The following is a 25,812-nucleotide window of genomic DNA, read 5'->3' on the forward strand; positions in this document are numbered from 1 at the left end:
CGATGACGAGTGTCACAAAACCTTCATCATTCCATCGCCGTTCTGTAACACAGGGTGACTAGAGTGACGTCGCCAAAGCCTGCCCGGTTTGTGGCAACGATTCATTCGCTCGAACGGAGGAAATTCCATGAGCAAGAAACTGGCCGTCGCGGCCATCGCGCTCGCCACTGTCGCCTTCGCCGGCGCCGCCCAGGCCCGCGACCAGATTCGCATCGTCGGCTCGTCGACGGTCTATCCGTTCACCACCGCCGTCGCCGAACAGTTCGGCAAGGCCGGCAAGTTCAAGACCCCGGTGGTGGAAAGCACCGGCACCGGCGGCGGCTTCAAGCTGTTCTGCGCCGGCATCGGCCCGGATCACCCGGACCTGACCAACGCGTCCCGCGCCATCAAGAAGAGCGAAGTCGAGACCTGCGCCAAGAACGGCGTGGCCGAGATCGTCGAGATGAAGGTCGGTTATGACGGCATCGTGCTGGCCGCCTCGAAGAAGGCCAAGCACATGGACGTCACCCGCGCCCAGATCTTCCTGGCCCTGGCCAAGGAAATTCCGCAGGGCGGCAAGCTGGTGCCGAACCCTTATACCATGTGGAACCAGATCGACCCCAAGCTGCCGGCCCAGAAGATCGAAGTGCTGGGCCCGCCGCCGACCTCGGGCACCCGTGACGCCTTCATCGAGCTGGTGATGGAAGTCGCCGCCGAGAGCTTCCCGGACCTCAAGGAACTGAAGAAGACCGACGAGAAGGCCTTCAAGAAGGCCTATGCCTCGATCCGTGAGGACGGCGGCTATGTCGAAGCCGGCGAGAACGACAACCTGATCGTTCAGAAGCTGGACGCCAACCCGAACGCCTTCGGCATCTTCGGCTATTCGTTCCTGGACCAGAACGGCGACAAGCTGCAAGGTTCGATGGTCGACGGCGTCGCGCCGACCTTCGAGGCCATCGCGGGCGCCAAGTATCCGGTGTCGCGTCCGCTGTTCGTCTATGCCAAGAAGGCCCATGTCGGGCAGATCCCCGGCATCAAGGAATACCTGGCCGAGTACACCGCCGAAAAGGCCTGGGGCAAGACCGGCTATCTGGCCGACAAGGGCCTGATCCCGATGCCCGATTCCGAGCGCAAGGAATGGGCCGCCAAGATCAATGGTCTTGAAGCCCTGAAGATGTAAGAGTACCCAGGCGGCCGCCCTCTCCCCGATGGGCGGCCGCCCCTTTTTCTTTCCGCGTGGAAAGCCGTCATGACGCTGTTCATCCTGACCGTGGTTCTTCTGGCCCTGACCGTGCTGGGCTATCGCTTGGGGCGCGGTCGCGCCCTGGCTGTGGTCGAGGGCCATCCCCGCCAATTGCACTCGCTGCCAAGCTATCACGGCTATTGGGTCGCCCTGTGGTGCGGCCTGCCGGCCCTGGCGGTGATCATGGCCTGGCTGGCCTTCGAGCCGGCCCTGCTGCACGCCCTGGTCCTGGCGGCCCTGCCCACCGAGTTGCAGGCCTTGTCGGACGAGCGCCTGGCCCTGGTCTATAACGAGGTGCGCAACGTCGCCCGCCACGGCCACCCGGCCAGCTCGGCCGCCATCGCCGAGGCCGCGCGCCACTATGCCAGCCTGCGCCAGATCCTGTTCATCTCGGTCGCCACCGGTGCGCTGGCGCTGGCGGTGGCCGGCCTGGCCCATGCGCGGGCCCGCATCACCGTGTCGTTGCGCACCCGCAACCGGGTCGAAACGATCATCCGGGTGTTCCTGATCGCCGCCTCGCTGGTGGCGATCCTGACCACCGTCGGCATCGTGCTGTCGCTGTTGTTCGAATCGATCCGCTTCTTCCAGGCGGTGTCGATCTGGGAATTCCTGTTCGGCACCTCGTGGAGCCCGCAGATGGCGATCCGTTCGGATCAGGTCGGCAGTTCGGGCGCCTTCGGCGCCGTGCCCCTGTTCGCCGGCACGTTGCTGATCGCCGGCATCGCCATGATCGTCGCCGTGCCGCTGGGCCTGTTGTCGGCGATCTACATGTCCGAATATGCCGCGCCGAAATTCCGCGCCATCGCCAAGCCGCTTTTGGAAATCCTGGCCGGCATCCCGACCGTGGTCTACGGCTTCTTCGCCGCCCTGACCGTCGCCCCCTTCCTGCGCGACGCAGGCCAAGCCATCGGCCTGTCGGTGGCGTCGGAAAGCGCACTGGCCGCCGGCCTGGTGATGGGCATCATGATCATCCCCTTCGTGTCGTCCCTGGCCGACGACGTCATCACCGCCGTCCCGCACAGTCTGCGCGAAGGATCCTACGGTCTGGGCGCCACCAAGTCGGAAACCATTACCCAGGTGGTCCTGCCGGCGGCACTGCCCGGCATCGTCGGCGGTGTGCTGCTGGCCGCCAGCCGCGCCATCGGCGAGACCATGATCGTGGTGATGGCCGCCGGACTGGCCGCCAACCTGACCGCCAACCCCTTGGAAGCGGTCACCACCGTCACCACCCAGATCGTCACGCTTCTGGTGGGCGACCAGGAATTCGACAGCCCCAAGACGCTGGCGGCCTTCGCCCTGGGCCTGGTGCTGTTCACCGTCACCCTGGCCCTGAACGTGGTCGCCCTTTCCATCGTCAACCGGTATCGGGAAAAGTATGACTGACACCAGCACCGCCGTTCCGGCCGCGACGCGCCAGTCGATCGACACCGCCGCCGCCCACCTCAAGCGCCGCTATCGCGCCGAACGCCGCTTCAAGGCGGTGGGCTTGGGCGCCATCTTGCTGGCCATGGGCTTCCTGGTCCTGCTGCTGTGGACCATCATCTCGAACGGCGCCTCGGCCTTCATGCAGACCTATATCCGGGTCGATGTGACCTTCGACGCCGCCGCCATCGACGGCGACGACCTGCCCGGCCTGGTCAAGAGCTCGATCCAGCAGCGCTTCCCGGCGGTGGAAAGCCGCTCGGAAAAGCGCGAGCTGGCCAGCCTGCTGTCCAGCGGCGCCGATCTGGACATCCGCCGCGCCCTGGCCGCCGACCCGTCGATCAAGGGCACCACCCAGCCCCTGTGGATGGTGGCGTCCGACGATGTCGACATGGCGATGAAGGGCTATGTCTCGCGCCAGCCCGGCCTGGCCGGCAACCGCCTGACCGACCGCCAGATCGCCTGGCTGGCCGAGCTGGAGGCCGCAGGCGCGGTCAAGAAGCGCTTCAACACCATCTTGTTCTCGTCGGGCGACTCGCGCGAGCCGGAACTGGCCGGCCTTTGGGGCGCGGTGGTCGGCTCGGTGTTCTCGCTGGCCATCACGCTTCTGGTGTCGTTCCCGCTGGGCGTCGCCACCGCGGTTTATCTCGAGGAATTCGCCCCCAAGAATCGCTGGACCGCACTGATCGAGGTCAACATCAACAATCTGGCCGCCGTGCCCAGCGTAGTGTTCGGCCTGCTGGGGCTGGCGATCTTCTTGAATTTCCTGGGCATGCCGCGCTCGGCGCCACTGGTCGGCGGCCTGGTGCTGGCACTGATCTGCCTGCCCACCATCATCATCGCCGGCCGCGCCGCCCTGAAGGCGGTGCCGCCCTCGATCCGCGAGGCTGCACTGGGCCTGGGCGCCTCGAAGCAGCAGGTGGTGACCGACCATGTGCTGCCGCTGGCCATGCCCGGCATCATGACCGGCACCATCCTGGGCATGGCCCATGCCCTGGGCGAGACCGCTCCGCTTCTGATGATCGGCATGGTCGCCTTCATCGTCGACATCCCGGCCACGCCGCTGGACCCGTCGGCGGTGCTGCCGGTCCAGGTCTATCTGTGGGCCGACAGCCCGGAACGCGCCTTCGTCGAGCGGACCTCGGCGGCGATCCTGGTGCTCTTGGTGTTCCTGGGCGCCATGAACCTGGCGGCCATCATGCTCCGCAAGAAATTCGAACGCCGCTGGTAGGACCCAAACGATGACCCATCTCCCGTCCCGCCTTGCCAAGGTTTCCGCCCGTGACGTCAATGTCCATTACGGCGAGAAACACGCATTGAAGCATGTCGATCTCGACATCCGCGCCAACGAGGTCACCGCCTTGATCGGGCCTTCGGGCTGCGGCAAGTCGACCTTCCTGCGCTGCATCAACCGCATGAACGACCAGATCGAGAACGCCCACGTCTCGGGCGCGCTGACCCTGGACGGCCAGGACATCTACGACAAGGGCATCGACGTGGTGCAATTGCGCGCCCGCGTCGGCATGGTGTTCCAAAAGCCCAACCCCTTCCCCAAATCGATCTTCGACAATGTCGCCTATGGCCCGCGCATCCACGGCCTGGCCCGCGATCAGGCCGAACTGGACGAGATCGTCATGACCAGCCTGGAAAAGGCCGGCCTGCTGACCGAGGTCCGCGACCGCCTGGACGAGCCCGGCACCGGCCTGTCTGGCGGCCAGCAGCAGCGTCTGTGCATCGCCCGCGCCATCGCCGTCAGCCCGGAACTGATCTTGATGGACGAGCCCTGCTCGGCCCTGGACCCCATCGCCACCGCCAAGGTCGAGGAACTGATCGACGAATTGCGTGAGAATTACACCATCGTTATCGTCACCCACTCGATGCAGCAGGCCGCCCGCGTGTCGCAGCGCACCGCCTTCTTCCATCTGGGCGAACTGGTCGAGGTGGCCGACACCGAGCAGATCTTCACCAATCCCCAGCATCCGCTGACCCAGGGCTACATCACCGGCCGCTTCGGGTAAGGACACACGCATCATGACCGAACATACCGTCAAATCCTTCGACGACGAGTTGACCCACCTGTCCAACACCATCTCGCGCATGGGCGGGCTGGCGGAAGCGCAACTGGCCGGCGCCCTGCAGGCACTGGCCAACCGCGACAGCGACCTGGCGGTGCGCATCGCCGCCTCGGACGCCCAGGTCGATGTGCTGGAACAAGACGTCCAGCATTTCACCGTCCGCCTGCTGGCCCTGCGCCAGCCGGTGGCGGCCGATTTGCGCCACATCGTCGCCGCCTTGAAGATCGCGTCCGAGTTGGAACGCATCGCCGACTATGCCGCCAACGTGGCCAAGCGCTCGCTGGTCTTGAACCAGCAGCCGGCGGTCAAGCCGGTCGGCGCGGTGATCAATCTGGGCCGGCTGGTTCAGACCATCTTGAAGGACATCATGGACGCCTATGTCGAGCAGGACGTGGCCAAGGCGATCGGGGTGTGGAACCGCGACGAGGAGGTCGATGACCTCTATACCGGCCTGTTCCGCGAGCTGATCACCTACATGATGGAAGACCCCCGCACCATCACCGCTTGCACCCACCTGATGTTCATGGCCAAGAATATCGAGCGAATCGGCGATCACGCCACCAACATCGCCGAAACCCTGCATTTCCTGGTGGTCGGCACGCCGCTGAAGGGTGCCCGCCCCAAAGGTCCGTCCGTCGAGGCCCAATGATGACCAAGCCGCTGATTCTGATCGTCGAGGACGAGGCCGCCCTGGCCACCATGCTGCGCTACAACCTGGAAAAGGACGGCTATCGCGTCTGCGAGGCCGGCGACGGCGAGGAAGCGCTGGCGGTGGCGTCGGAAAGGAAACCCGACCTGGCCCTGCTGGACTGGATGCTGCCCAGCCTGTCGGGCATCGAGGTGTGCCGCCAGTTCCGCCGCAAGGCGGCGACGCGCGACATGCCGATCATCATGCTGACGGCGCGCGGCGAGGAACGCGACAAGATCCGCGGTCTCAATACCGGGGCCGACGATTACATGACCAAGCCGTTCTCGATCCCCGAACTGATGGCCCGGGTCCGCGCCCTGTTGCGCCGTGCCCAGCCGGTGGCGGAAAAGGGCAGCCTGGCCTTCGCCGACATCCGCATGGATTTGGCGGCCCACCGCGTCACTAGGGCCGAGCGGGCCATCCATCTGGGCCCGACCGAGTTCCGCCTGCTGCAATTCTTCATGGGCCATCCCGGCACGGTGTTCAGCCGCGAGGAATTGCTGAACTCGGTGTGGGGCCCCGACATCTATGTCGAGCCGCGCACGGTGGACGTCCATATCCGCCGCCTGCGCAAGGCGCTGAACGGCGACAACGGGGCCGAGCCCGATCTGATCCGCACGGTGCGCGCCGCCGGCTATTCGCTGGATATGGACGAGAGCGCTTAGACCCGATGCAGGTGGTCGAGGATCTTCTTGTCTTCCTCGACGATGTGCCGATAAAGCCAGACGTTCAAGAACCGCTCGATATCGACCGGGCTGCGCTCGTTCTGGCCCAGGGCCAGTTCCTCGCGGAACTCGCGCACTTCGTCCAAAAGACTTTGATGCAGGCGCTCGTGGACATGCACCGCCGGAATGTGGATGTTGCGCATCACCCGTTCTTCGTGGGCGAAATGGTCGGAAACCTGCTCGATCAACTGGTCCAACCCGTCCAGCAGCGCATCCTTGGTCAGGCCGGCATTGATGGCGGCGAACAAGGCCTCGGCGGAATTGATCAGCGCATGATGCTGGCGGTCGATCGAGACCACGTCGACGCTTAGTGCTTCTTTCCAGCTCATCGAGAACCCACCCTGTGCACACCCAGGATAGTTTTAGAGCAATCTTAATTGATCATGCAACACCCTCGGGGCATCGCTGCCGGCGGCACGCCAAATCCGAGGAACCGATGACCGACTGGGCCGAAACCTACGACCAATCATGGGCTGCCCGCGAGGCGGTCTTTGCCGCCTTGCTGGAACAAGAAGACAGCCTGGCCCGGGTCCTGGCCCGCTTCGACAATTTCGAGCGCGGCCATCGATTGCTGACCAAGGACGGCGAGGTCCGCTATTTCGCCAAGCCACAGGCCCCCGATCCGATCGGCGCGCTGAACCCCACCACGCAGCAGGCGTTCCACGGCCAGATGCTGGCGGCATCGGACTATTTCGAGTTCCGCCGCGACCGCTTGCTGGCCGACCTGTCCCAGACCGCCGATTGCGTGATCGAGCTGGGCAGCGGCTATGGCCGCCAAGTGTTCGCCTTGTGGCTGGCCGGGGCCAATGCCCAGGCCCGGTACGTGGCGGCTGAACCCTCGGCCATCGGCCGGCGGCTGACACAGCGCCTGGCCGCCCTGGAACCACGCCTGAAGCTGGAATGCCACCCGTTCGACTTCCGCAGCGCCACCTTGCCGGCCGTCGCCCCCGATCAGCGGGTCCTGCTGTTTTCGTCGTGGGCGTCGATGTATGCAGCGCCCCTGGACCGTTCCCTGTTCCGGGCCATCGCCGCCCATCCCGGTCCGGTGACCTGCGTGTTCATCGAACCGTTCGGCTTCCAGTTGAACCCGCAAGCGCCGTTCGCCGCCCAGCAACGGGGCCAGATGGAAGCGCAGGCCATGAACACCGATTTCTTCGAGGCCTTGCGCAAGGAAGGCACCGCCGCCGGGCTGGAACTGGTCAGCGTCGCCCCCGACCTGTTCGGCCGCACCGACGAAACCCTGCAATTGGCCTCGATCATCATCGCCGAAAAGGCGGGTCAGGACGCCTGCGCCGAAATGTAATTGGCCAGGATCATGTCCTCGTTCAGCAACTCGCGGAAATAGACGCTTTCCAGCTCGCCCAGGATGGTGCTGGCCAACCCCAGATTCTCGTCGGACAAGGCCCGTTCCAGGTCGATGACCTTGTCGCGGGTGGTGGCATGCTTGGCCTGGTGGACGGCCGCACCGGGAAAGCCTAGCCGGGTCATCATTTCGCCCTCGACTTTGAAATGGCCTTCAACTTTGGTGACGAAGTCGCGCGCCATCGCCAGGGCGGCCCGCACCGACTTGGCGTGCACCGCTTCGGACAGGTCCCCCATCAGGTAGAACATGTCGCGATGTGCCTCATCAAGGGCGGCGACCCCGACATTCAGACCATCCATCCAAGGTAGGCGGTGCAAAGCGACCTCCGACACCAGCTCAACTGTTTGATTATAGAGCCAGCCGGGGTCTCGGAAGCAATCGGGTAAACCCCCCTTTATTTGTGGTTTTGTCGGAAGGTTGCGTCCACCGCCTGCGCTCGGTCATCATGGCCCCATGCTGCTCAACCTTGTCCACCTGCTGCCCGACCCGTCCGGAGCCCTGATCTGCCCCAAGGAAAGGCTGGTGGCAATCGCCGATCCATGCCGGGACGGCGACAAACCCAAGACGATCGGCGACGTGATCAAACAGGTGGCGACAGTGTTGCGCCAGCGACGCCCGGCCCGGGTGGTGTGGATGGGCCACGCCCTGCCGACCCTGGTCGGGGCCACCGGCACCCACAAGGACGACCTGATCCGTTTGATCGACACGACCGAGTGGTGGTGGATATCGGACCGGACGGTGCCGGCCGACCTGCCCGGCCAGGCAGGGACGGAACTGAAGGTGGGCGGCCTGACCTTGCGGGTCGGTCCGACCAGCGGCCGCTTGCCCGGCGAGGTCAATGCCGGCCTGTCGCCGCAGGCCTCGTACGATGGCGCCACATATCCTTGCTATGTGCTGGATGGGCGGCGCCTGATTCTGCCGGCCTTCGGCCCGCGCCCGGATGGCGGCTGCGACGTGATGAGCCCGCCGATCCAGTCACTGTTCCGCCGCCCGTTCCAGGTCCTGATGCTGGCGGGCGGGCGAATCCTGACCCGCCCGCGACCCCGCCTGGACGGCGCCAAACCGGCCACGAGCGGCGGCGGCGGCAGGCGATTGTCGCTGTTCGGGGAAACCGAGCCATGAGTGAACGCCCGGTCCTGGTCTGGCTGCGCCGCGATCTGCGCCTGGCCGATCAACCCGCCTTCCACGCCGCCGCCGCCCGAGGCCCGGTCATCGCCGTCGCCATCGACGATCCGTCCGCCCCCTGGTCGCCCGGTGGCGCCAGCCAATGGTGGCATCATCACGCCTTGGCCGATCTGCGCCGGAATCTGGGCGGTGCCCTGGTGGTGCGCCGCGGCGACACCGTCTTGCAACTGGCCCGACTGGCCGCCGAATGCGGGGCCAAGGCGGTGTGCTGGACCCGCCACCCCGAGCCGCACGAACAGGCGGCCGAGGCCGCCCTGGCCGCCGCCCTGGACGGCAGCGGCACCGAAGCGGTCGCCTGCCCCGGCGACATGCTGTTTGCGCTGGGTGCGGTCACCGGCACCCAGGGGCAGCCGCTGAAGGTCTTCACCGCCTTCTGGCGGGCCGCCCTTCGATTGCCGGCGCCGCCGGCGCCGCAGCCGGCGCCCGCCTTGCGTCATCCGTCCAGCCTGCCGCCTGGCGACGATTTGCCGCCGCTGCCGCGTCCTTGCTGGTGGGACGGACTGGACCGCACCTGGCAGCCGGGAGAAGCCCAGGCCCAGGCCCGCCTGGATCGTTTCCTGGCCGCCGGGCTGGATGGCTATGCAAGCCTGCGCGACCGGCCCGACCGCGACGGAACCTCGGGCCTGTCGCCCCACCTGGCCTTCGGCGAGATCTCGCCGCGGCAGATGTGGCACGCCATCCAGGCCCGCCCCGCCAGCCCGGGGGCCGAGACCTTGCTGAAACAACTGGGATGGCGCGAGTTCAGCCGTCATCTGCTGGCCCGCCATCCCGACCTGCCCGACCGGCCGCTCGACCGCCGTTTCGCCCGCTTTCCGTGGCGCGACTCGGCCGCCGATTTCGCCGCCTGGAGCATGGGGCGCACCTGCATCCCCATCGTCGATGCCGGCATGCGCCAGTTGTGGACCACCGGCTGGATGCACAATCGGGTCCGGATGATCGTGGCCTCGGTCCTGGTCAAAAGCCTGATGATCCCGTGGCAGCAGGGCCAGGCCTGGTTCTGGGACACATTGGTCGATGCCGACCTGGCCAACAACGCCGCCTCGTGGCAATGGGTGGCCGGCAGCGGCGCCGACGCCGCCCCCTATTTCCGCATCTTCAACCCGATCCTGCAGGGCGAGAAATTCGACCCGGCCGGCGATTATGTGCGAACCTGGGTGCCGGAACTGGCCGACCTGCCGGCCAAGCTGATCCATCGGCCGTGGCTGGCCGGCCGCCCGGCCCCGATCGTCGATCTGGCCGCCGCGCGCGAGCGTGCCTTGGCCGCCTATCGCGGGCTTTAGGGCGTAAACTCATAAACCGCTTGGTGCTCTGCACGCCCCGCAAGGCCATATAATCCGCCGGGAAATGCAGGCGATAGCGGGGCTATCGCCAAATTTGACGGCGAGGGTTAGATGGCCTTGCGGGGCGTGCCCTTCGGGTTTGCCTAAGACGCTGTACTGCGACGTCATCTTCGCTTGGCTGTACCCTCAAGGTACAGCCATCGCTCGTTTCCTTGCATTACAGCGTCTTAGGCAAACAGAGCACGAAGCGGTTTATGAGTTTACGCCCTAAGCTATTCGCCGGCAGCCAGGCGGTCCAGCCGGTCGCGATCCAGCCGGAAGCAATTGGGGGACACTTCCGTCACCACACCCTGACGCTTGAAATCCGCCACCGCCCGGCTGGCGGTTTCAGTGGTCAGCGACAAGATGGCGCCCACATCCTCGCGCCCAAGCAGCCGAATCGGTTCCTCGCCGGCGAGGTTGGCCAGATGCAGGAACAGACGGGCCAGCCGCTGCCGGGCGGTGCCGGTGTTCAGGTCGGTCAGCCATTCGTCGGCCAGCTTCAAGGATTGCGACCATTTGGCCATCAATTGGCGGTGCAGGCGCGGCGTCTCGCGGTTCAGTCGCTCGACCACCTCGCGCGGCAGGCGGCAGACCAGGGCCGGCTGCAGCACCTGGGCGGAATGCTCATAGCAGCCGCCGGCCAGAACCTCCAGCCCGGCCACCGACCCCGACCCCAGCAGGCGCACGATGCGCTGGCCGCCATCGGGCATGTATTGCATCAGCTTGATCAGCCCCGAGCGGATGGTATAGGCGGCGACGCCGTCGTCACCGGCCTGATACAGAAAGCCGCCGGCTTCGATCAGCACCTCCTCGATGGGGACGTGGATCAGCTGGAAATCGGCCTCTTGCAGGTCGGCGAACAGCACCAGGTCGCGAATGCCGCAGGTCTTGCACTCGGCCTTGCCCAGCCAGGCGGCGTCGATCTGCCCGCGCTTCATTCCCGGCTCTCCCGCTTGATCTGTTGAATCAGCCGCTCGATTCCATCCAGAAAGCGCGAGCGATCCTGGCGGGTGAAGCCGGCCGGGCCTCCGGTCACCGCGCCGGTCTCGCGCAAATCCTTCATCAGGTCCCGCATCGCCACCTGCATGCCGATGGAATTGTCGTCGAACACCCGCCCGCGCGGATCGATGGCCTTGGCCGCCTTGGCCAGCGCGCGGGCCGCCAGAGGAATGTCGGCGGTGACCACCACGTCGCCCTGTTCGGCCCGGTCGGCGATGACGTCGTCGGCGGCGTCGGCCCCTTCGGGCACCACCACCTGCTCGACCAGCCAATGGTCGATCCGGTGCCAGCGGTTGGACACGATCAATACCGGCAGCCGGTGGCGATCGGCCACCCGCAGCACCTCGTCCTTGACCGGGCAGGCATCGCCGTCGATGAGAATTCGCATGGTCCCCACACCATAGACGCATGGCGGCTCGGTGACAAATGTCACTGAAGCGCAAGCAAATATGCGCTAAACCTGATGTCGGGACAGGAGGACCAGGACATCACCATGAACGCGCACATCGACCCCAGCAACGTGCCCGTGCGTCCGCGCACCCAGGGCGAGGTTCCCTTTTACCGCGAGAAGGGCCAGGCGGTCCCGCGCGCCGTCAAGGGGGTGTTCCGAAGCTTGAAATGGTGGGCCAGCATCGTCTTGCTGGCCTGGTGGTATCTGGGTCCGTTCCTGCGCTGGGACCGTGGTCCCGACGCCCCCGGCCAGGCCATCTTGCTGGATATGGCCGGACGGCGGGCCTATTTCTTCGACATCGAGATCTGGCCGCAGGAAGTCTATTACGTCACCGGCCTGTTGCTGATCGCCGCCGTCAGCCTGTTCCTGATGAGCGCGCTGGCCGGCCGCGTATGGTGCGGTTTCCTGTGCTGGCAGACCGTCTATACCGACCTGTTCCAGAATATCGAGAAATGGGTGATGGGCGACCGTACCGCCCGCATCAGCCTGGCCCGCGCCCCGATGAGCGCCGAAAAGGCGGCCAAGACCGCCATCGTGGTGGGGTCGTGGTTCATCATCTCGCTGTTCACCGGCCTGGCCGCGACCTTGTGGTTCGGCGACGCCTTCCAGCAGATCCGCGACTTCTTCACCCTTGACGCCGATCCGGCGGTCTATCTGTTCACCACCATCATCGGCGGTTTCTGCTTCCTGCTGGCCGGGTTCGCCCGCGAGCGGGTGTGCGTCTATATGTGCCCCTATTCCCGCTTCCAGTCGGCGATGCTGGACGAACATTCGCTGGTGGTGTCCTACGAGACCTGGCGCGGCGAGCCGCGCGCCCCGGCCCCGGCCGACCTGAATTTCAGCGGCCGCGGCCATTGCGTCGATTGCAAGATGTGCGTCCAGACCTGCCCGACCGGCGTCGATATCCGCTGGGGCAACCAGTTGGCCTGCATCGGCTGCGGCCTGTGCATCGACGCCTGCGACCAGGTGATGGAGAAGTTCGGACTGCCCAAGGGCCTGATCAGCTATGATTCCAGCGCCCGCCTGCATGCCCGCGAGCACAAGGCCGAAGCCCCCGGCTTCAAGGTCATCCGTCCGCGCACCCTGGTCTATGGCGGCCTGCTGGCTATCGTCGCCACTGTCATGCTGACCAGCCTGCTGACCCGCGAGACCACCACCGTCAACATCTTGCATGAACGCACGCCCTTGTTCATCCAGATGTCCGACGGATCGGTGCGCAACGCCTATGTCTACAAGGTGCTGAACATGGTCCGCGAGGACCGCGTCTACACCCTGCGGGCCGAGGGCCTGCCCGGCCTGACCCTGGAACGGGTCGGCGGCACCGGCCAGGCGCAAGAGCTGGAACTGGCGGTCGACAAGGACACCGTCGGGACCTTCCGCCTGTTCGCCACGGCGCCGGAATCGGCGATGACCGGCAAAAGCGCCACCATCACCTTCATCCTGACCGAGAAGGACAAGGCCGGCAAACCGATCAGGAACGAATCGCTGTTCGCGGGACCGGGGCGGTAACGCCCAGAGCGGATCACAAGACCGGGGGTAATGTCCCGGTCTTGCCGCGGCCGACTTTTTTCACCACACTGCTGGGCCAACCAACAAAGGAGGACCGTCGCGATGGCCACCATCACGCTGAAGGGCAACCCCGTCAACACCAATGGCTCCCTGCCGGCCATCGGGTCCAAGGCGCCTGATTTCAAGCTGACCAAGACCGACCTGGGCGATTGCTCGCTGGCCGATTTCGCCGGCAAGATCGTCGTTTTGTCGATCTTCCCCAGCGTCGACACGCCGACCTGCGCGACCAGCGTGCGCAAGTTCAACGCCGAAATCGACAAGCTGGGCAACGCCGTGGTCATCTGCGCCTCGGCCGATCTGCCGTTCGCCCACAAGCGCTTCTGCGGCGCCGAGGGCCTGGAGCGCGTCGTCTCGGCGTCCGACATGCGTGACAAGGCGTTCGGCGAGCGCTTCGGCGTCAAGATCGTCGATGGCCCGCTGGCCGGCCTGCTGGCCCGCGCGGTGGTGGTGATCGGCGCCGACGGCATCGTCAAGCACACCGAACTGGTGGGCGAAATCGCCGACGAACCCAATTACGCCGCCGCCGTCAAGGCCGTCACTGGCTGAGGCCCCAAAAGGAATCCCCCCGGTCCTTGCGGGCCGGGGGGGGGGGAGCCACCCCCAACCATACGGGTAGATTTTTAGAGTTAAGTAAACATATTTAGTGTAAGGATATTACCCGACGACACGACGTTCGGGGCAGACCTTCCATGTTGATTCGCACCATTCGCGGCAAGTTCGCCGCCATTGGCCTGGCCGTTCTGGGCGTGGCCACGCTGATGACGGCAAACAGCCTGTGGACCGCCGAAAAGATGGAAGTCGGTGTCGAGGAATTGTCCGACGCCGCATCGGCTTTGCGCACCCAGATGACCGCCGACATGATGCACGACGCCCTGCGGGCCGATGCCTTCGCCGCCCTGGCCATGGCCGAAATCGGCGACGACGATGCCCAAAAGCATCTGCGCGAAGACCTTGCCACCCATATCGAACTATTCACCAAAAGCATCGAAGCCAACAAATCGATACACCTGCCCGACGACATCAAGGCCGCTCTAGGCGCCGCCGACAAGCCGCTGGCCGCCTATGCCCAACAGGTCCGCCGCACCGTCGATCTGGCCTTCACCGACCGCAAGGCGGCGCTGGCCTCGGTCGGCGAGCTGCAAAAGGCGTTCGACGACCTTGCCATCGTGATGGAGGCCATTTCCGACAAGATCGAGGCCCACGCCAAGGACATCCACGATGGCGCCGATGCCGCGGCCAACCGGGCCTTCGCCCTGGGACTGGCGACGGCAGGATTCACCGCGCTGATCCTGGCGGTGGTCGGCCTGTTCACCCGCAATTCGATCCTGTCGCCCCTGACCCGCATCACCGCCTCGATGAAGGCCCTGGCCGGCGGCGACCTGGAACGCCCGATCGCCGACCTTCAGCGCACCGACGAAGTCGGCAACATGGCCCAGGCGGTCGAGGTGTTCCGCAACAACGCCATCGAAGTCCGCAAGCTGCAGGCCGAGCAGGCCGAGCAGAAGCGTCAGGCCCAGGCCGCCCGTCATGCCGCCATGAAGCAGATGGCCGACGCCTTCGAATCCAGCGTCGGCAAGGTGGTGCAGACCGTCACCTCGGCCGCCACAGAATTGCAGGCGGCCTCGCAGCAGCTGGCGGCCTCGGCCAACGAAACCAGCGCCCAGGCCACCACGGTCTCCTCGGCCGCGCAGCAGGCTTCAAGCAACGCCCAGACGGTGGCCGCCGCCACCGAGCAGCTGTCGGCCTCGATCGCCGAAATCGCCCAGCAGGTCGAGCGTTCGCAGGCGGTCGCCACTCGCGCCGAGACCGAGGCCGAACAGGCCACCGGCCAGATCCGTCATTTGTCCGACGCCGTCGGCCAGATCAACGAGATCGTCAACCTGATCAACGCCATCGCTCACCAGACCAACCTTTTGGCCCTGAACGCCACCATCGAGGCCGCGCGCGCCGGCGAGGCCGGCAAGGGCTTCGCGGTGGTCGCCAACGAGGTCAAGGGACTGGCCAGCCAGACGGCACGCGCCACCGGCGAAATCGCCAACCACATCAAGGCCGTGCAGGAAGGGACGGCGTCTGCGGTTCATGCCGTCGATGCCATCGCCACCGTCATCGGCGAGATGAACGAGATCGGCAGTTCGGTCGCGGCGGCCGTGCAGGAACAAAGCGCCGCCACCGGCGAAATCGCCCGCAACATCGAACAGACCGCCGAAGGCACGCACGAAGTGTCGTCGAACATCGGCACCGTCGAACAGGCGGCCCGCGACACCGGCGGCGCCGCCGAGCAGATTCACACCTCGGCGACCGACCTGTCCCAACAGGCCGAGTATCTGCGCGCCGAGGTCGGGCGCTTCCTCGACCAGGTCCGCTCGGATCAGGATGAAATCACCTTGATGGAATGGAATGCCGATTACGATACCGGCGACCAGGCCGTCGATGCCCAGCACCACGCCTTCTTCGACCACGTCAACAAGACCTTCGCGGCGATGATGGGCGGCGATTCCTCGGGGGTGACCGGTGCCGCCATCGCCGACATCGTGGTCGAGATGACCGAACATTTCCGCGAGGAAGAGGCACTGATGAGCCGCCTGGCCTATCCGGCCATCGATCATCACCGTGAGTCGCATCGCCGCTTCCTGGAGCAGGCCGGCGCCCTGAAGGCCGACATGGAATCCGGCAAGGACGGGGCCGTCAACCGGACCTTCGAATATCTCGCGGCGTGGACCCGGGAACATTTCGCCAAGGACGATCACGACCTGGCGCTGTTCCTGCGCAACAGCAAGGCGGCATAGATCTTGCTGCGACAGGGTCGCAGCAAGATCTCGGAAGATATGCCGGTCAGGTGATTCCGAAGCGCGACAGGCATTCGGCGAGATCGTCGCCGAATTGCGGCCCCTTGCGGATCAGCGCCGCGCGCGGCGGCAGGCCGGCCAGCTTGGGATGTCCCCAGGCGTAGCTGGTGAACAAGGCGAACGGAGTTCCCTGGGTCACCGGCATCGCCGATAGGGCGCAGCCCAGATCGACGCCGGAAAGGCTGCCCAGCTCCATCGAGGCGACCACCATGTCGGGCTTGGTGTGCACCACCATTTCCAGCGCTTCGAACGGATTGCGCACGACCGAGGTGCGATAGCCGCAGGCGGCCAGTTCGCGCTCGACGATCCGGCTCATGGCCTTTTCCGGGACCACCAGCATGACCTCGATATTCTTTTGGACGATCGGGCCGAAATCGATGTCGACGGCGCGCTTGGCCGGCAAGGCGCGAGCCACCGCCGGCATGTCGGCACCTGAATCGTCGCCGTCGGCCAGCTTGTCGATGCGGTCGATATAGACCTGAATGGCGTCAAGGTCGCCCTCGCTCAGGACCTTCAGGTCGGCCAGATATTCGTCAAGGCGGTGGGTCACCAGCTTGATCAACGGCACGTTCAGGGCCTGGGCGTTGCTGCGCAGGCTGCTGGCGTCGCGCTTCAAGGTGGCCAGGCCTTCTTCGGCGGTCACGCTTTTCGAGCGCAAGTTCCCCAAGAGAACCTGCAAGGCACTGGCAGTATCGCGCAGCTCCTCGAGGAACTCGGCGACGACGCGGCGTTCATTTTCGTTATCGACGGTATCAAAAGCGGACATTCACTCCCCCGAACTCGAACGAATCCCAGGGATGCTCTATAACACGGCCAAGGCCCGGGTGTCCTGCCCCAGAATTCGCCGTGCAGCAGTCTGGAAAATGCGGGCCACGCCGGCTCGGCTCAGCCGCAAGCGGCCTTGCAATTCGGCTTGCCCTTTTCGGCCTGGATCATGTCGGCCAGGGTATAGCGGTCGAGCGAGGTGAAGAACGCGTCGAGCCCTTCGGAAAAAGCGTGACGGGCGACACACGAGGAATCGAGAAGGCAAGCCTCGTCCGGCGCGTCACGCATGCAACGGGCCAAGGCGAAATCGTCCTCGACCTGACGGACCAGTTGGCCGATCCGAATCGAGGCTGCGTCGATCCGCAGGCGCACGCCGCCATACTTGCCGCGCACCGTCTCGAGATAGCCGGCGCGCCCCAACTGATGAACCACCTTGGTCAGATGGTTCTTCGAGATCGCATGTTCGGCGGCGATGTCGTTGATGGTGGTCAGTGCCCCGGGCCGAAGGCCCACGTGAACCAGAACCCGCAAGGCATAGTCGGTATGCAATGTCAGACGCATAATCCCGCCATTCGCTTTCCCCCGCGTTCACAGCCGGGCGATCTTCTATTAGTTGAGATGCGCGGTCAATGCCAAGATCGGCATGCCACCCATGCGGTAGAACGATTCCAGCCTCCATAGAACCTTTCTTTGTGCTGCTTGCAGGGATACAACAGAAGAAGTTGCCAGTGCTGGGGGACGGTGGTGTCCAAAGTCGTGCCTTATCTCTGGTCCGCGTGTGTCGCGTTGATGGGCTTTTTGTCGGCGGCCAGCGCCGGCGCCCGCGAGCTGCGCGTCGCCGACACCCATCCCCAGGCCTATCCCACGGTGCAGGCGCTGGAGCATATGGGGCGGCTTCTGGACGAGCGCTCGAACGGGCGCCTGACCCTGAAAATCTTTCACTCGCGGGTTTTGGGGGAAGAGGTCGAAACCATCCAGCAGACCTTGGCCGGCGCGCTGGAGATGACCCGGGTCAACCTGACGCCCTTGAACGCCACCATTCCGGAAACCGTCGTCGCCTCGCTGCCGTTCCTGTTCAACTCGGCCGCGCATATGCACAAGGTGGTCGATGGCCCGGTGGGAGCCGAAATCGGCCGCGCCTTCGAGGCGCATGGTTTCGTCCTGCTGGCTTATTACGATTCCGGGGCCAGGTCGTTCTATACCCGCGACAAGCCGATCCAGCGCCCGGCCGACCTGAAGGGCCTGCGCATCCGCGTCCAGCAATCGCCGCTGGCCGAGGCGATGGTGGCGGCTTTGGGGGCCAGGCCGACGCCGCTGGCCTATGGTCAGGTGGCGGTGGCCTTGCGGACCGGACTGATCGACGGCGCCGAGAACAATCTGCCGTCCTACCATGACGCCGGCCACTATCAGGCGGCGGGGCATTACGCCCTGACCGAACATGTGATGGCGCCCGAGGTCTTGATGATGTCCAAGCGGGTCTGGGACCAGTTGCCGGCCGCCGATCGCGCCCTGATCCGCCAGGCCGCCGCCGATTCGGTCCCCGAGATGCGCCGGTTGTGGGCCGAGCGCGAGAAGGTCGCGGCCCAAGCCCTGGCCGATGCCGGCATCGTCCCGGTTGCGGTGGACAAGGCGCCTTTCCAAGCCGCCATGCGGCCGGTCTATGACCGTTTTGCCACGACACCCGCCTTGAAGGACCTGGTGCGCCGCATCCAGGCGACCAGATAGGCGGCGCCATGGGCAAACCCCTCGCCATCAGCCACTGGATCAGGTTCTTGCCGATCAGCTGGCGCATTCCGCTGGTGGTGGGGCTCAATGCCGTGGTGGTGATCGCCATCGGCCTGCTGGCGTGGCAAGGTGCCGCCCTGGTGGGCGCCGACCTTGATGAACTGCGCCTGGTCCAGGGCCGCATCCACCAGCTGACCGCGATCGACGCCCAGTCGGGCCGACTGCAAAGCCAGATCCGCCAATATCTCAACTCGCCTTCCGACGAAGCGCTGAAGGACATCATCCGCCGTTCGGAAGACCTGTTCGCCGCCCTGGCCGATCCCACCCTGGCCCAAACCGTCGGGCCATCCGAGCTCGCGCAAATCACCGACGCGGCACGCCGGTTCGTCGCCGGCTTTCAGCGCCTGAAAGCGATCAACGCGGAAATCTCTCGCATCTACGAATCCGACATCTTGCAGTCGGCCAAGGAACTGTCGGGGCTTTATTCGATCCTGAACGCCTCGGTGCGCTCGCGGCCCGGCAGCCTGTTGGAACCGGCGCTGGTCAAGTCGCACGAGCATTTCGTCGAAGCCCTGATCGCCGTCAACACCTTCTATTTCACCGGCGATCCCGCCCAAGGCCGCCCGGCCCGGGCAGCACTGGGCCGGGTGGCCGAAACCGTGCCGATCCTGGTCGAATTGGCCGCCACCGACCTGCAGCGCGATTCGCTGCAGGTGATCGGCCGGCGTCTGGCCACCATCGACGCCGCCACCCAGGCCATCGCCGACACCTATGGCCTGCGCGCGGCCACCCTGGCCAACGAGGTCGATTCCAACCAGGCGACGATGGCACTGGTGGTCGACCGCGTCGTTTCCCAGGGACACGACCGCGAGGTCATGCTGCAAAGCCAGTCGAAAGGGCTGCTGGTCCGCGTTGGCCTGACCGGTGCGATCCTGGGATTGATTTTGCTGGTGGTGGGCTCGATCGCCAGCTGGAGTATCGGCCAATCCATCCGCCAGCCCCTTCAGCGTCTGCGCCAACGCATGGAGGCCGGGGCGCGCGGCGACTGGAGCGGCGAGATCGAAGGCGCCGACCTGCCCGACGAATTGGCGGCGATGGCCCGCACGGTCGAGGTCTTTCGTCGCGATGCCCTGGCCAAGGCCCGCCTGGAAACCGAACAGGCGCGCGACCTTGCCCGCGAGGCCGAGGCCAAGCGCCGCACCCTGCAAGATCTTCTGGTCCAGATCGAGGCCCACGAGCATGGCGCCCCCTTCGCCCGGCCGCTGGTCCCGGCCGCCGTCAGCGGCGAGACCGCCGAGATCGCCGCCGTCTTCAACCGCGTGCTGTCGAAATTCCACCACGCCACCCGCGATCGCGACAGTGCCATCCGTGAACTGACCCTTGCCAAGGAAGCGGCCGAGGCCGCCAACCAGGCCAAGTCTGCGTTCCTGGCGGCGATGAGCCACGAAATCCGCACGCCGATGAATGGCGTTGTCGGCATGCTGGAAGTGCTGACCCATTCGCCGCTGTCGCCCGACCAGGCCGAATTGGTGGCGACCGTGCGCCAGTCGGGCCTGGCTTTGCTGTCGATCATCGACGACGTGCTGGATTACTCGAAGATCGAGGCCGGGCGGCTGGAGCTGGAGACCCGCGCGGTGTCGCCGGCCCAAGTGATCGACGGCGTCATCCAAACCCTGAATGGAGCCGCCGCCAAGAAGGGATTGGTGCTGGAAGCCTTTGCCGACCCGGCCCTGCCGGCGCTGATCCTGGCCGACCCGGCCAGGCTTTCCCAGATCCTGTTCAATCTGGTCGGCAACGCCATCAAGTTCACCGAGCAGGGCCTGGTCCGGGTCTTCGCCGTCCGCACCGAGCATGCCCAGGGCCGCGTCGGCCTGTGCATCCGCGTCGTCGATACCGGCATCGGCATTCCCGACGATGTTCAGCCGTCATTGTTCCGGCCCTTCACCCAAGGGGAATGCTCGAGCACCAGGCGATTCGGCGGCACCGGCCTGGGCCTGTCGATCACCCGCCGGCTGGTCGATCTGATGGGCGGGCGGATCGCCTTGTTCAGCAATCAGGGTCAGGGATCGACCTTCGTCATCGATCTCGACTTCCCGGTGGCGTCCAGCCCGGACCAAGCCCCGCCGCCCCCGATCGACCTGATGGGGGTCAGGGTGTTGGTGGTCGCCCGTGACGCCGCCGAACGGACCATGATCGCCCGCGCCGCCGAGGAAGCCGGCGCCGCCGTGGTGCGGGTTTCGGAAATGGCCGGCGCCCTGGCCGCCTCGGCCAAGGCCGTCAACACCCGGGCGCCGTTCGGGGTGGCGGTGATGACCCTGGAAGGCCGCGATCTGGGCGAGCTCGCCAGCCTGGCGGATACCCCGCTGTTGCTGATCCGCGACAGCTTCGATTCCCCCGACGATCCGCTGCTGGAACGTTTTCCCCGCTGCCGGGGCTTCCTGGGCCGGCCGATCGATCCGGACGCGGTCGCGGCGGCCATCGCCAAGGTCACCGCCCCCCACCCGACCGTCGCCGCCATGCCGCCGCCCGAGCCCCAGCCCGCAGCCGTCGCACCGCCGCCCGACACCGGTCTGTCGATTCTGGTGGCCGAGGACCACCCGGTCAACCAGCAGGTCATCCTTCGCCAGCTGCGTATTCTGGGCCATCATCCCGAGATGGTCGCAGACGGCGCCGCCGCCCTGGACCTGTGGCGCCGCCGCAAGTTCGACCTGATCATCACCGACTGCCACATGCCGGTGATGGACGGCCTGCAACTGACCGCCGAGATCCGCGCCGAAGAGCTCAAGCAAGGCGGCCGCATCCCCATCCTGGCGTTGACCGCCAACGCCCTGGGCGGCGAGGCCGAACGATGCATCGCCTGCGGCATGGACGGGTTCTTGACCAAACCGGTGGACATGATGCAATTGCGCCAGGCCCTGGCCCTTCTCACCACGGCCGGTTCGCCCAATCCGTCGGAGCCGCGACCATGAAGCCGTCGCGCCTGTCGTTCCGACTCGCCAGCGCCAAAGGCTGGCTTGGCCATGCGCGGCTGGTGGTGGCCATCCTGGCGCCGATGGTGGCCCTGGTGGTCTTCTCGGTGATGATGGTCAACGACCGCCTGCAGGATTATCGCCGCAATTCGGACCTGCTGAAGGTGGCGCAACTGGCCCGTTCATCGCGGGCGCTGACCCGCGAGTTGGAAGCCGAGCGCAGCCTGTCCACCCAGGCCATGAGCGGCCTGACCACGTCTTGGGTTCCCACGCTGGTCGAGCAGCGCCAGCGGGTCAACGACCGACTGGCCGAGTATCAGGGGCTGGCGCGGCACGCGCGGAAGGGAGCCGACGCCACCTCGGAAAAGGGACTGCCGACCGAGCTGATCGATCGGGCGCGCGCCGCCGTCGATGGCAATGGCGACTTGCGCACCGCCATCGAGAACTATTCGGTCGTCATCGCCGCGGCGGATCGAATGGCCGAGAATTCAGCCCCGCTGGAACTGACCAACCTGATCGCCGCCTACATGGATTTGGGCAGCGTCCAGGATCGCATCGAACGCGCGCGGACCATCGGCGCGGCGATGATCGCGCAAGGAGCGGCCGACCGCGAGATGGTCGGCCTGTTCGCCGAGGCGCGCGCCGAGCGCAATGCCTTCACCGAATCCTTCCGCCACCACGCCCCCGCCGCTCAGGCCCACATCTTCGCCGAATTGGTGCGCGGCCCGGTCCCCGAGGAAATCGATCGGCTGCACCGCCTGGCCCTGGCCGGCAAGCTGCGCGCCGCCGACACAGAAACCTGGCACCGCGCCCATTTTGCCATGCGCGATCTGGTCGAGCGGGCCGAGACCCGGCTGGAGGCCGATGTCGAGGCGGTGATCGGCGGCGCATTGTCCGAGACGCGCACCACCTTTTATCTGGTGCTGGCGGGCACGGTCCTGCTGGTGGCCTTCTCGCTCGAGACCCTGAGGCGCAGCGAGCGTCGGGCCGTCCTGTGGCAGGAAGAGGCCCGCAAGCTGTTCCGCGCCGTCGAGCAAAGCCCGGTGGCGGTGATGATCACCGACACCAAGGGCGACATCGAATACACCAACCCCGCCTTCACCCGCATGACCGGCTTCGAGCGGGCCGAAATGATCGGCCAGAATCCGCGCGTGCTGAAATCCGACCAGGTGGTGCCGGGAACCTACGAGGATTTGTGGCAGACCATCCGTGCCGGCCAGGAATGGCGCGGCGAGGTGGTCAACCGGCGCAAGGACGGCACCCTTTACCGCGAAAAGATGACCGTCGCCCCGGTCAAGGACGGTGCCGGCGACATCGACAGCTATATCGCCCTGAAGGAAGACGTCACCGAGGTCCATCAACTCCGCCAGGCGCTGGAACACGAACACGCCCATCTGCGCCAGATCCTGGCGTCGATCCGCGACGGCATCGCCCTGATCGACGGCGATGACACCATGCTTTACGGCAATCCCGCTCTGGAAGCCGCGTTCGGACCGATCGCCGGACGCAAGGCGCAGGACTATTTCGGCCAGGTGCTGCCGGCGGGCGGCGAATGGCAACCGGCCGGCAGCCCATTGACCTACGAGGTGACGACCATCCCCCTGCCCAGCCCCGACGGATCGGCGGCGATGCTGGCGGCATTCCACGACGTCACCCAGCGCCTGCAGGCCGAACACGCGACCCTGGAAGCGCGCGATGCCGCCGCACTGGCCAATCGCTCGAAAAGCGAGTTCCTGGCGACCATGAGCCACGAACTGCGCACCCCGCTCAACGCCATCATCGGCTTTTCCGAGATCATCGAGAACGAGCTGCTGGGACCGATCGGGACGCCGCAATATGGCGAATATGCCCACGACATCAACGAATCCGGCCGCCATCTGCTGCAGATCATCAACGACATGCTGGACATCGCCCGCATCGATATCGGTCATATCGTGCTGCGGCGCGACCGCGTCGCCACCTGCGAAACCTTGAACAATTGCATCGGTCTGGTCCGCGAACGGGCCAGCGTGGCCGGCGTGGCGCTATCGACCAGCATTCCCCACGATCTGCCGGACATGACCGGCGACGCCCGCCGGATCAAGCAGGCGGCGGTCAATATCCTGGGCAACGCCATCAAGTTCACTCCCACCGGTGGCCAGGTCCGCCTGACGGCCGAACTGGTCGAGGACGGGCTGGCGGTGCGGGTGGCCGATAACGGCATCGGTATAGCGCCCGCGGACCTGTCCAAGATCCTGGCTCCGTTCGGCCAGGCCGATTCCAGCCTGGTCAGGCGGTTCGAAGGCGCGGGCCTGGGATTGCCGCTGTCGGCCAAGCTGATCGAACTGCATGGCGGCCGGCTGGGCATCGACAGCCGATTGGGCGGCGGGACCACCGTCACCTTGTGGTTCCCGGCCTCGATGCTTCTGAAGACGCCGTGATGTTGCCACATGGATGGCCTAGGATTCGTCAGTTCCGGACAGAGAGGATGGTGATGATGATGCGCATTGTTCCGCTGGCGGCCCTGATCCTGGCTGCGCTTTCCCCTCTTTCCGCCCGGGCGGAAAGTGCCGCCGACCTGGGCCGCGCCGTCCTGAACCGCGCCGAAGAGGGCTTCACCGCCCAGGACCGTCGCGAGATCGAGGAATGGTTCCGCCTGGGCAAGCGGGTCATGACCGGCGAGGACGACCGCAAGGGCCACAAGCAGAAGAAGACCCCGCCCGGATTGGCCAAGCGCGACGAGCTGCCGCCCGGCCTGGCCAAGCGCGACACCCTGCCGCCCGGCCTGCAGGGCCGCGACCTGCCGGGCGAGCTGGAACGCAAGCTGTCGCGCCTGCCCCGGGGCTACAAGCGCAGCCAGGTGGGCGACGACGTCGTGCTGGTCGAGGCCGCCACCGGAATAATCATCGACATCTTGCGAGGCGTCGGCGGCCGCCGCTGAAATAGCCCTACCGGCCCCATTGTTGAAATGGTCGGCCGTCGGGGTTAGGGTCTGGCCTTGAGTTTTTGCGAAGGACCCCATGATGCGACGCGATTTGTCGGCCAAGTACGATTTGCGAGTGCCCCGTTACACGTCGTATCCCACCGCGCCGCATTTCCATCCTGGCATCGGTCCCGAACAATACGGTCAGTGGCTGGAAGGGCTGGACCCGGCGACCGAATTGTCGCTGTACGTGCACATCGCCTATTGCGCCGAAATGTGCTGGTTCTGCGGCTGCCACACCAAGATCACCCGCAAATACGCCCCCGTCGCCGCCTATATGGACGGATTGCTGGGCGAAATCGGGCTGGTCGCCGACCGCCTGCCCACCCGCATGACCGCCCGCCACGTCCATTTCGGCGGCGGCAGCCCGACCATCCTGACGCCAGAAGACTTCGTCCGCACCATCGACACCTTGCGGAGCCGCTTCGTCATCAAGCCCGACGCCGAGATCGCGGTCGAACTGGACCCGCGCACCGCCGACGAGACCTATGTCAAGGCGATGGCCCAGGCCGGCGTCACCCGCGCCTCGATCGGCGTGCAGGATTTCGACCCCAAGGTGCAAGAAGCGATCAACCGCATCCAGCCCTATGACGTCACCGCCAACGTCATCGACTGGCTGCGCACCCATGGCGTGCCCGAAATCAACATGGATCTGGTCTACGGACTGCCCTACCAGACCATCGACGGCCTGCTCGACACCATCGACAAGGCGCATGGGTTCCGGCCGCGCCGCATCGCCCTGTTCGGCTATGCCCATGTGCCATGGATGAAGAAGCACCAGCGCCTGATCCCCGAGGCCGCCCTGCCCGACGCCGAGACCCGCTGGGCCCAGTACGAGCAGGGAACCGCCCGGCTGGAGGAACTGGGTTACGTCAAGATCGGGCTGGACCATTTCGCCGCCCCCGACGACCCGCTGGCCATCGCCTTGAAGGAAAAGCGCCTGCATCGCAACTTCCAGGGCTACACCACCGACGAGGCCAGCGTGCTGATCGGCTTCGGCGCCTCGGGGATCGGCATGCTGCCGCAAGGCTATGTCGCCAATGTCGGCGAAACCCATTTCTACCTGGATGCCATCAAGCAGGGCCGCCTGGCCACCGCGCGCGGCGTCGCCATCGATGCCGACGACCAACTTCGCCGCGACATCATCATGACCTTGATGTGCGACCTGGAAATCGACCTGGACGCGGTCTGCGCCCGCCACGGCGCCAACGCCGCCCAGTTCGAGGGCGAGCTGGCCAACCTGGCGCCCTTGTCGCAAGACGGGCTGGTGGTGGTCGATGGCCGACGCATCACCGTCACCGACGAGGGCCGAACCCTGGTGCGCGCCGCGGCGGCGGTGTTCGACCGCTATCTGAAGAAGGGCGAACAGCGCCATTCCCGGGCGGTGTAGGCACAGCCGCACCAACGCCTTTGACAAGAACAAAACGTGATTGACGCCTTCGAAGAAACCGCGCTATAAGCGATTTCGCCACCAGCACACCTGCGCCCGGATCGAACCCTCGATCCGGGCGTTTCGCTTTCCCC

23 protein-coding genes are annotated in these 25,812 nt (G+C 65.9%); 17 read left to right on the forward strand and 6 right to left on the reverse strand.

Annotated features, from left to right (window positions below; genetic code table 11):
* The first annotated feature begins 127 nt into the window (after positions 1 to 127).
* From MTBLM5_RS07970 to phoB, 6 genes are all read left to right on the forward strand, one after another.
* Positions 128 to 1,159 (forward strand): PstS family phosphate ABC transporter substrate-binding protein, encoded by a 1,032-nt coding sequence (locus tag MTBLM5_RS07970; RefSeq protein WP_173975408.1) that lies wholly within the window; start codon positions 128 to 130, stop codon positions 1,157 to 1,159.
* A gap of 69 nt (positions 1,160 to 1,228) precedes the next feature.
* Positions 1,229 to 2,605, forward strand: coding sequence for a phosphate ABC transporter permease subunit PstC (pstC, locus tag MTBLM5_RS07975; protein WP_173975410.1), 1,377 nt, complete (start codon positions 1,229 to 1,231; stop codon positions 2,603 to 2,605).
* Positions 2,598 to 3,875, forward strand: coding sequence for a phosphate ABC transporter permease PstA (gene pstA, locus MTBLM5_RS07980; RefSeq protein WP_173975412.1), 1,278 nt, complete (start codon positions 2,598 to 2,600; stop codon positions 3,873 to 3,875). The genes pstC and pstA overlap by 8 nt, the downstream gene beginning before the upstream one ends.
* A gap of 10 nt (positions 3,876 to 3,885) precedes the next feature.
* Positions 3,886 to 4,662: a phosphate ABC transporter ATP-binding protein PstB gene (pstB, locus tag MTBLM5_RS07985; protein WP_068496455.1), complete on the forward strand. Its 777-nt coding sequence runs from the start codon at positions 3,886 to 3,888 to the stop codon at positions 4,660 to 4,662.
* A gap of 13 nt (positions 4,663 to 4,675) precedes the next feature.
* Positions 4,676 to 5,368, forward strand: coding sequence for a phosphate signaling complex protein PhoU (gene phoU, locus MTBLM5_RS07990; protein WP_068496457.1), 693 nt, complete (start codon positions 4,676 to 4,678; stop codon positions 5,366 to 5,368).
* Positions 5,365 to 6,072: a phosphate regulon transcriptional regulator PhoB gene (gene phoB, locus MTBLM5_RS07995; RefSeq protein ID WP_173975414.1), complete on the forward strand. Its 708-nt coding sequence runs from the start codon at positions 5,365 to 5,367 to the stop codon at positions 6,070 to 6,072. Before phoU ends, phoB begins: the two co-directional genes overlap by 4 nt.
* Here the strand turns inward: phoB and MTBLM5_RS08000 are convergent.
* Positions 6,069 to 6,461, reverse strand: a complete 393-nt coding sequence (locus MTBLM5_RS08000; protein ID WP_082910587.1) for a bacteriohemerythrin — start codon at positions 6,459 to 6,461, stop codon at positions 6,069 to 6,071. The two genes, phoB and MTBLM5_RS08000, sit on opposite strands and share 4 nt — an antisense overlap.
* 107 nt (positions 6,462 to 6,568) lie before the next feature.
* Between MTBLM5_RS08000 and MTBLM5_RS08005 the strand changes: the two genes are divergently transcribed.
* Positions 6,569 to 7,435 (forward strand): class I SAM-dependent methyltransferase, encoded by an 867-nt coding sequence (locus tag MTBLM5_RS08005; protein ID WP_173975416.1) that lies wholly within the window; start codon positions 6,569 to 6,571, stop codon positions 7,433 to 7,435.
* Here MTBLM5_RS08005 and MTBLM5_RS08010 read toward each other — a convergent pair.
* Complete coding sequence (locus MTBLM5_RS08010; protein WP_173975418.1) at positions 7,411 to 7,794, reverse strand: bacteriohemerythrin; 384 nt, start codon at positions 7,792 to 7,794, stop codon at positions 7,411 to 7,413. The two genes, MTBLM5_RS08005 and MTBLM5_RS08010, sit on opposite strands and share 25 nt — an antisense overlap.
* Before the next feature lie 154 nt (positions 7,795 to 7,948).
* Between MTBLM5_RS08010 and MTBLM5_RS08015 the strand changes: the two genes are divergently transcribed.
* Both MTBLM5_RS08015 and MTBLM5_RS08020 read left to right on the forward strand, forming a co-directional pair.
* Positions 7,949 to 8,617 (forward strand): hypothetical protein, encoded by a 669-nt coding sequence (locus MTBLM5_RS08015; RefSeq protein ID WP_173975421.1) that lies wholly within the window; start codon positions 7,949 to 7,951, stop codon positions 8,615 to 8,617.
* Positions 8,614 to 9,960, forward strand: coding sequence for a deoxyribodipyrimidine photo-lyase (locus MTBLM5_RS08020; protein ID WP_173975423.1), 1,347 nt, complete (start codon positions 8,614 to 8,616; stop codon positions 9,958 to 9,960). Before MTBLM5_RS08015 ends, MTBLM5_RS08020 begins: the two co-directional genes overlap by 4 nt.
* Before the next feature lie 272 nt (positions 9,961 to 10,232).
* Here the strand turns inward: MTBLM5_RS08020 and MTBLM5_RS08025 are convergent, their stop codons facing one another.
* Positions 10,233 to 10,940: a Crp/Fnr family transcriptional regulator gene (locus MTBLM5_RS08025; RefSeq protein ID WP_173975425.1), complete on the reverse strand. Its 708-nt coding sequence runs from the start codon at positions 10,938 to 10,940 to the stop codon at positions 10,233 to 10,235.
* Positions 10,937 to 11,389 (reverse strand): YaiI/YqxD family protein, encoded by a 453-nt coding sequence (locus MTBLM5_RS08030; RefSeq protein ID WP_068496470.1) that lies wholly within the window; start codon positions 11,387 to 11,389, stop codon positions 10,937 to 10,939. The genes MTBLM5_RS08025 and MTBLM5_RS08030 overlap by 4 nt, the downstream gene beginning before the upstream one ends.
* Before the next feature lie 105 nt (positions 11,390 to 11,494).
* On the opposite strand from MTBLM5_RS08030, the gene ccoG reads away from it, so the two are divergent.
* The 3 genes from ccoG to MTBLM5_RS08045 all read left to right on the forward strand — a co-directional run bounded on the left by ccoG (position 11,495) and on the right by MTBLM5_RS08045 (position 15,807).
* Positions 11,495 to 12,961 (forward strand): cytochrome c oxidase accessory protein CcoG, encoded by a 1,467-nt coding sequence (gene ccoG / locus MTBLM5_RS08035; protein WP_173975426.1) that lies wholly within the window; start codon positions 11,495 to 11,497, stop codon positions 12,959 to 12,961.
* Between the two features lie 102 nt (positions 12,962 to 13,063).
* Complete coding sequence (gene tpx, locus MTBLM5_RS08040) at positions 13,064 to 13,567, forward strand: thiol peroxidase (RefSeq protein ID WP_173975428.1); 504 nt, start codon at positions 13,064 to 13,066, stop codon at positions 13,565 to 13,567.
* Between the two features lie 143 nt (positions 13,568 to 13,710).
* On the forward strand, positions 13,711 to 15,807 hold the full coding sequence (locus tag MTBLM5_RS08045) for a bacteriohemerythrin (protein WP_173975430.1): 2,097 nt from the start codon (positions 13,711 to 13,713) through the stop codon (positions 15,805 to 15,807).
* Positions 15,808 to 15,853: 46 nt separating this feature from the next.
* Here the strand turns inward: MTBLM5_RS08045 and MTBLM5_RS08050 are convergent, their stop codons facing one another.
* Both MTBLM5_RS08050 and MTBLM5_RS08055 read right to left on the reverse strand, forming a co-directional pair.
* Positions 15,854 to 16,633, reverse strand: a complete 780-nt coding sequence (locus MTBLM5_RS08050) for a response regulator (RefSeq protein ID WP_173975432.1) — start codon at positions 16,631 to 16,633, stop codon at positions 15,854 to 15,856.
* A 119-nt stretch (positions 16,634 to 16,752) separates the two neighbouring features.
* Positions 16,753 to 17,193: an Rrf2 family transcriptional regulator gene (locus MTBLM5_RS08055; protein ID WP_173975434.1), complete on the reverse strand. Its 441-nt coding sequence runs from the start codon at positions 17,191 to 17,193 to the stop codon at positions 16,753 to 16,755.
* A gap of 228 nt (positions 17,194 to 17,421) precedes the next feature.
* Between MTBLM5_RS08055 and MTBLM5_RS08060 the strand changes: the two genes are divergently transcribed.
* From MTBLM5_RS08060 to hemN, 5 genes are all read left to right on the forward strand, one after another.
* Positions 17,422 to 18,357, forward strand: coding sequence for a TRAP transporter substrate-binding protein (locus tag MTBLM5_RS08060; protein WP_173975436.1), 936 nt, complete (start codon positions 17,422 to 17,424; stop codon positions 18,355 to 18,357).
* An 8-nt stretch (positions 18,358 to 18,365) separates the two neighbouring features.
* Positions 18,366 to 21,326: an ATP-binding protein gene (locus MTBLM5_RS08065; protein ID WP_173975438.1), complete on the forward strand. Its 2,961-nt coding sequence runs from the start codon at positions 18,366 to 18,368 to the stop codon at positions 21,324 to 21,326.
* Complete coding sequence (locus MTBLM5_RS08070; protein ID WP_173975440.1) at positions 21,323 to 23,746, forward strand: PAS domain-containing sensor histidine kinase; 2,424 nt, start codon at positions 21,323 to 21,325, stop codon at positions 23,744 to 23,746. The genes MTBLM5_RS08065 and MTBLM5_RS08070 overlap by 4 nt, the downstream gene beginning before the upstream one ends.
* Before the next feature lie 53 nt (positions 23,747 to 23,799).
* Positions 23,800 to 24,246: a hypothetical protein gene (locus MTBLM5_RS08075; protein ID WP_173975442.1), complete on the forward strand. Its 447-nt coding sequence runs from the start codon at positions 23,800 to 23,802 to the stop codon at positions 24,244 to 24,246.
* A gap of 82 nt (positions 24,247 to 24,328) precedes the next feature.
* A complete protein-coding gene (gene hemN, locus MTBLM5_RS08080; protein ID WP_173975446.1) occupies positions 24,329 to 25,678 on the forward strand; it encodes an oxygen-independent coproporphyrinogen III oxidase in 1,350 nt (449 codons plus the stop codon).
* Positions 25,679 to 25,812 lie beyond the last annotated feature (134 nt).

Origin of the sequence: Magnetospirillum sp. LM-5, assembly GCF_902729445.1 — a bacterium.
Classification (GTDB): domain Bacteria; phylum Pseudomonadota; class Alphaproteobacteria; order Rhodospirillales; family Magnetospirillaceae; genus Magnetospirillum.

Excerpts from the sequence above, each read along its gene's own strand:
- MTBLM5_RS08075 (WP_173975442.1), top strand. The coding sequence starts at position 23,800 with ATGATGATGCGCATTGTTCCGCTGGCGGCCCTGATCCTGGCTGCGCTT.
- MTBLM5_RS08030 (WP_068496470.1), bottom strand. The coding sequence starts at position 11,389 with ATGCGAATTCTCATCGACGGCGATGCCTGCCCGGTCAAGGACGAGGTG.
- MTBLM5_RS08015 (WP_173975421.1), top strand. The coding sequence starts at position 7,949 with ATGCTGCTCAACCTTGTCCACCTGCTGCCCGACCCGTCCGGAGCCCTG.
- MTBLM5_RS08020 (WP_173975423.1), top strand. The coding sequence starts at position 8,614 with ATGAGTGAACGCCCGGTCCTGGTCTGGCTGCGCCGCGATCTGCGCCTG.
- MTBLM5_RS08000 (WP_082910587.1), bottom strand. The coding sequence starts at position 6,461 with ATGAGCTGGAAAGAAGCACTAAGCGTCGACGTGGTCTCGATCGACCGC.
- MTBLM5_RS07970 (WP_173975408.1), top strand. The coding sequence starts at position 128 with ATGAGCAAGAAACTGGCCGTCGCGGCCATCGCGCTCGCCACTGTCGCC.
- pstC (WP_173975410.1), top strand. The coding sequence starts at position 1,229 with ATGACGCTGTTCATCCTGACCGTGGTTCTTCTGGCCCTGACCGTGCTG.
- MTBLM5_RS08065 (WP_173975438.1), top strand. The coding sequence starts at position 18,366 with ATGGGCAAACCCCTCGCCATCAGCCACTGGATCAGGTTCTTGCCGATC.
- phoU (WP_068496457.1), top strand. The coding sequence starts at position 4,676 with ATGACCGAACATACCGTCAAATCCTTCGACGACGAGTTGACCCACCTG.
- MTBLM5_RS08060 (WP_173975436.1), top strand. The coding sequence starts at position 17,422 with ATGGGCTTTTTGTCGGCGGCCAGCGCCGGCGCCCGCGAGCTGCGCGTC.
- ccoG (WP_173975426.1), top strand. The coding sequence starts at position 11,495 with ATGAACGCGCACATCGACCCCAGCAACGTGCCCGTGCGTCCGCGCACC.
- tpx (WP_173975428.1), top strand. The coding sequence starts at position 13,064 with ATGGCCACCATCACGCTGAAGGGCAACCCCGTCAACACCAATGGCTCC.
- MTBLM5_RS08010 (WP_173975418.1), bottom strand. The coding sequence starts at position 7,794 with ATGGATGGTCTGAATGTCGGGGTCGCCGCCCTTGATGAGGCACATCGC.
- MTBLM5_RS08025 (WP_173975425.1), bottom strand. The coding sequence starts at position 10,940 with ATGAAGCGCGGGCAGATCGACGCCGCCTGGCTGGGCAAGGCCGAGTGC.
- MTBLM5_RS08005 (WP_173975416.1), top strand. The coding sequence starts at position 6,569 with ATGACCGACTGGGCCGAAACCTACGACCAATCATGGGCTGCCCGCGAG.
- MTBLM5_RS08050 (WP_173975432.1), bottom strand. The coding sequence starts at position 16,633 with ATGTCCGCTTTTGATACCGTCGATAACGAAAATGAACGCCGCGTCGTC.
- pstB (WP_068496455.1), top strand. The coding sequence starts at position 3,886 with ATGACCCATCTCCCGTCCCGCCTTGCCAAGGTTTCCGCCCGTGACGTC.
- hemN (WP_173975446.1), top strand. The coding sequence starts at position 24,329 with ATGCGACGCGATTTGTCGGCCAAGTACGATTTGCGAGTGCCCCGTTAC.
- phoB (WP_173975414.1), top strand. The coding sequence starts at position 5,365 with ATGATGACCAAGCCGCTGATTCTGATCGTCGAGGACGAGGCCGCCCTG.
- MTBLM5_RS08070 (WP_173975440.1), top strand. The coding sequence starts at position 21,323 with ATGAAGCCGTCGCGCCTGTCGTTCCGACTCGCCAGCGCCAAAGGCTGG.
- MTBLM5_RS08055 (WP_173975434.1), bottom strand. The coding sequence starts at position 17,193 with ATGCGTCTGACATTGCATACCGACTATGCCTTGCGGGTTCTGGTTCAC.
- MTBLM5_RS08045 (WP_173975430.1), top strand. The coding sequence starts at position 13,711 with ATGTTGATTCGCACCATTCGCGGCAAGTTCGCCGCCATTGGCCTGGCC.
- pstA (WP_173975412.1), top strand. The coding sequence starts at position 2,598 with ATGACTGACACCAGCACCGCCGTTCCGGCCGCGACGCGCCAGTCGATC.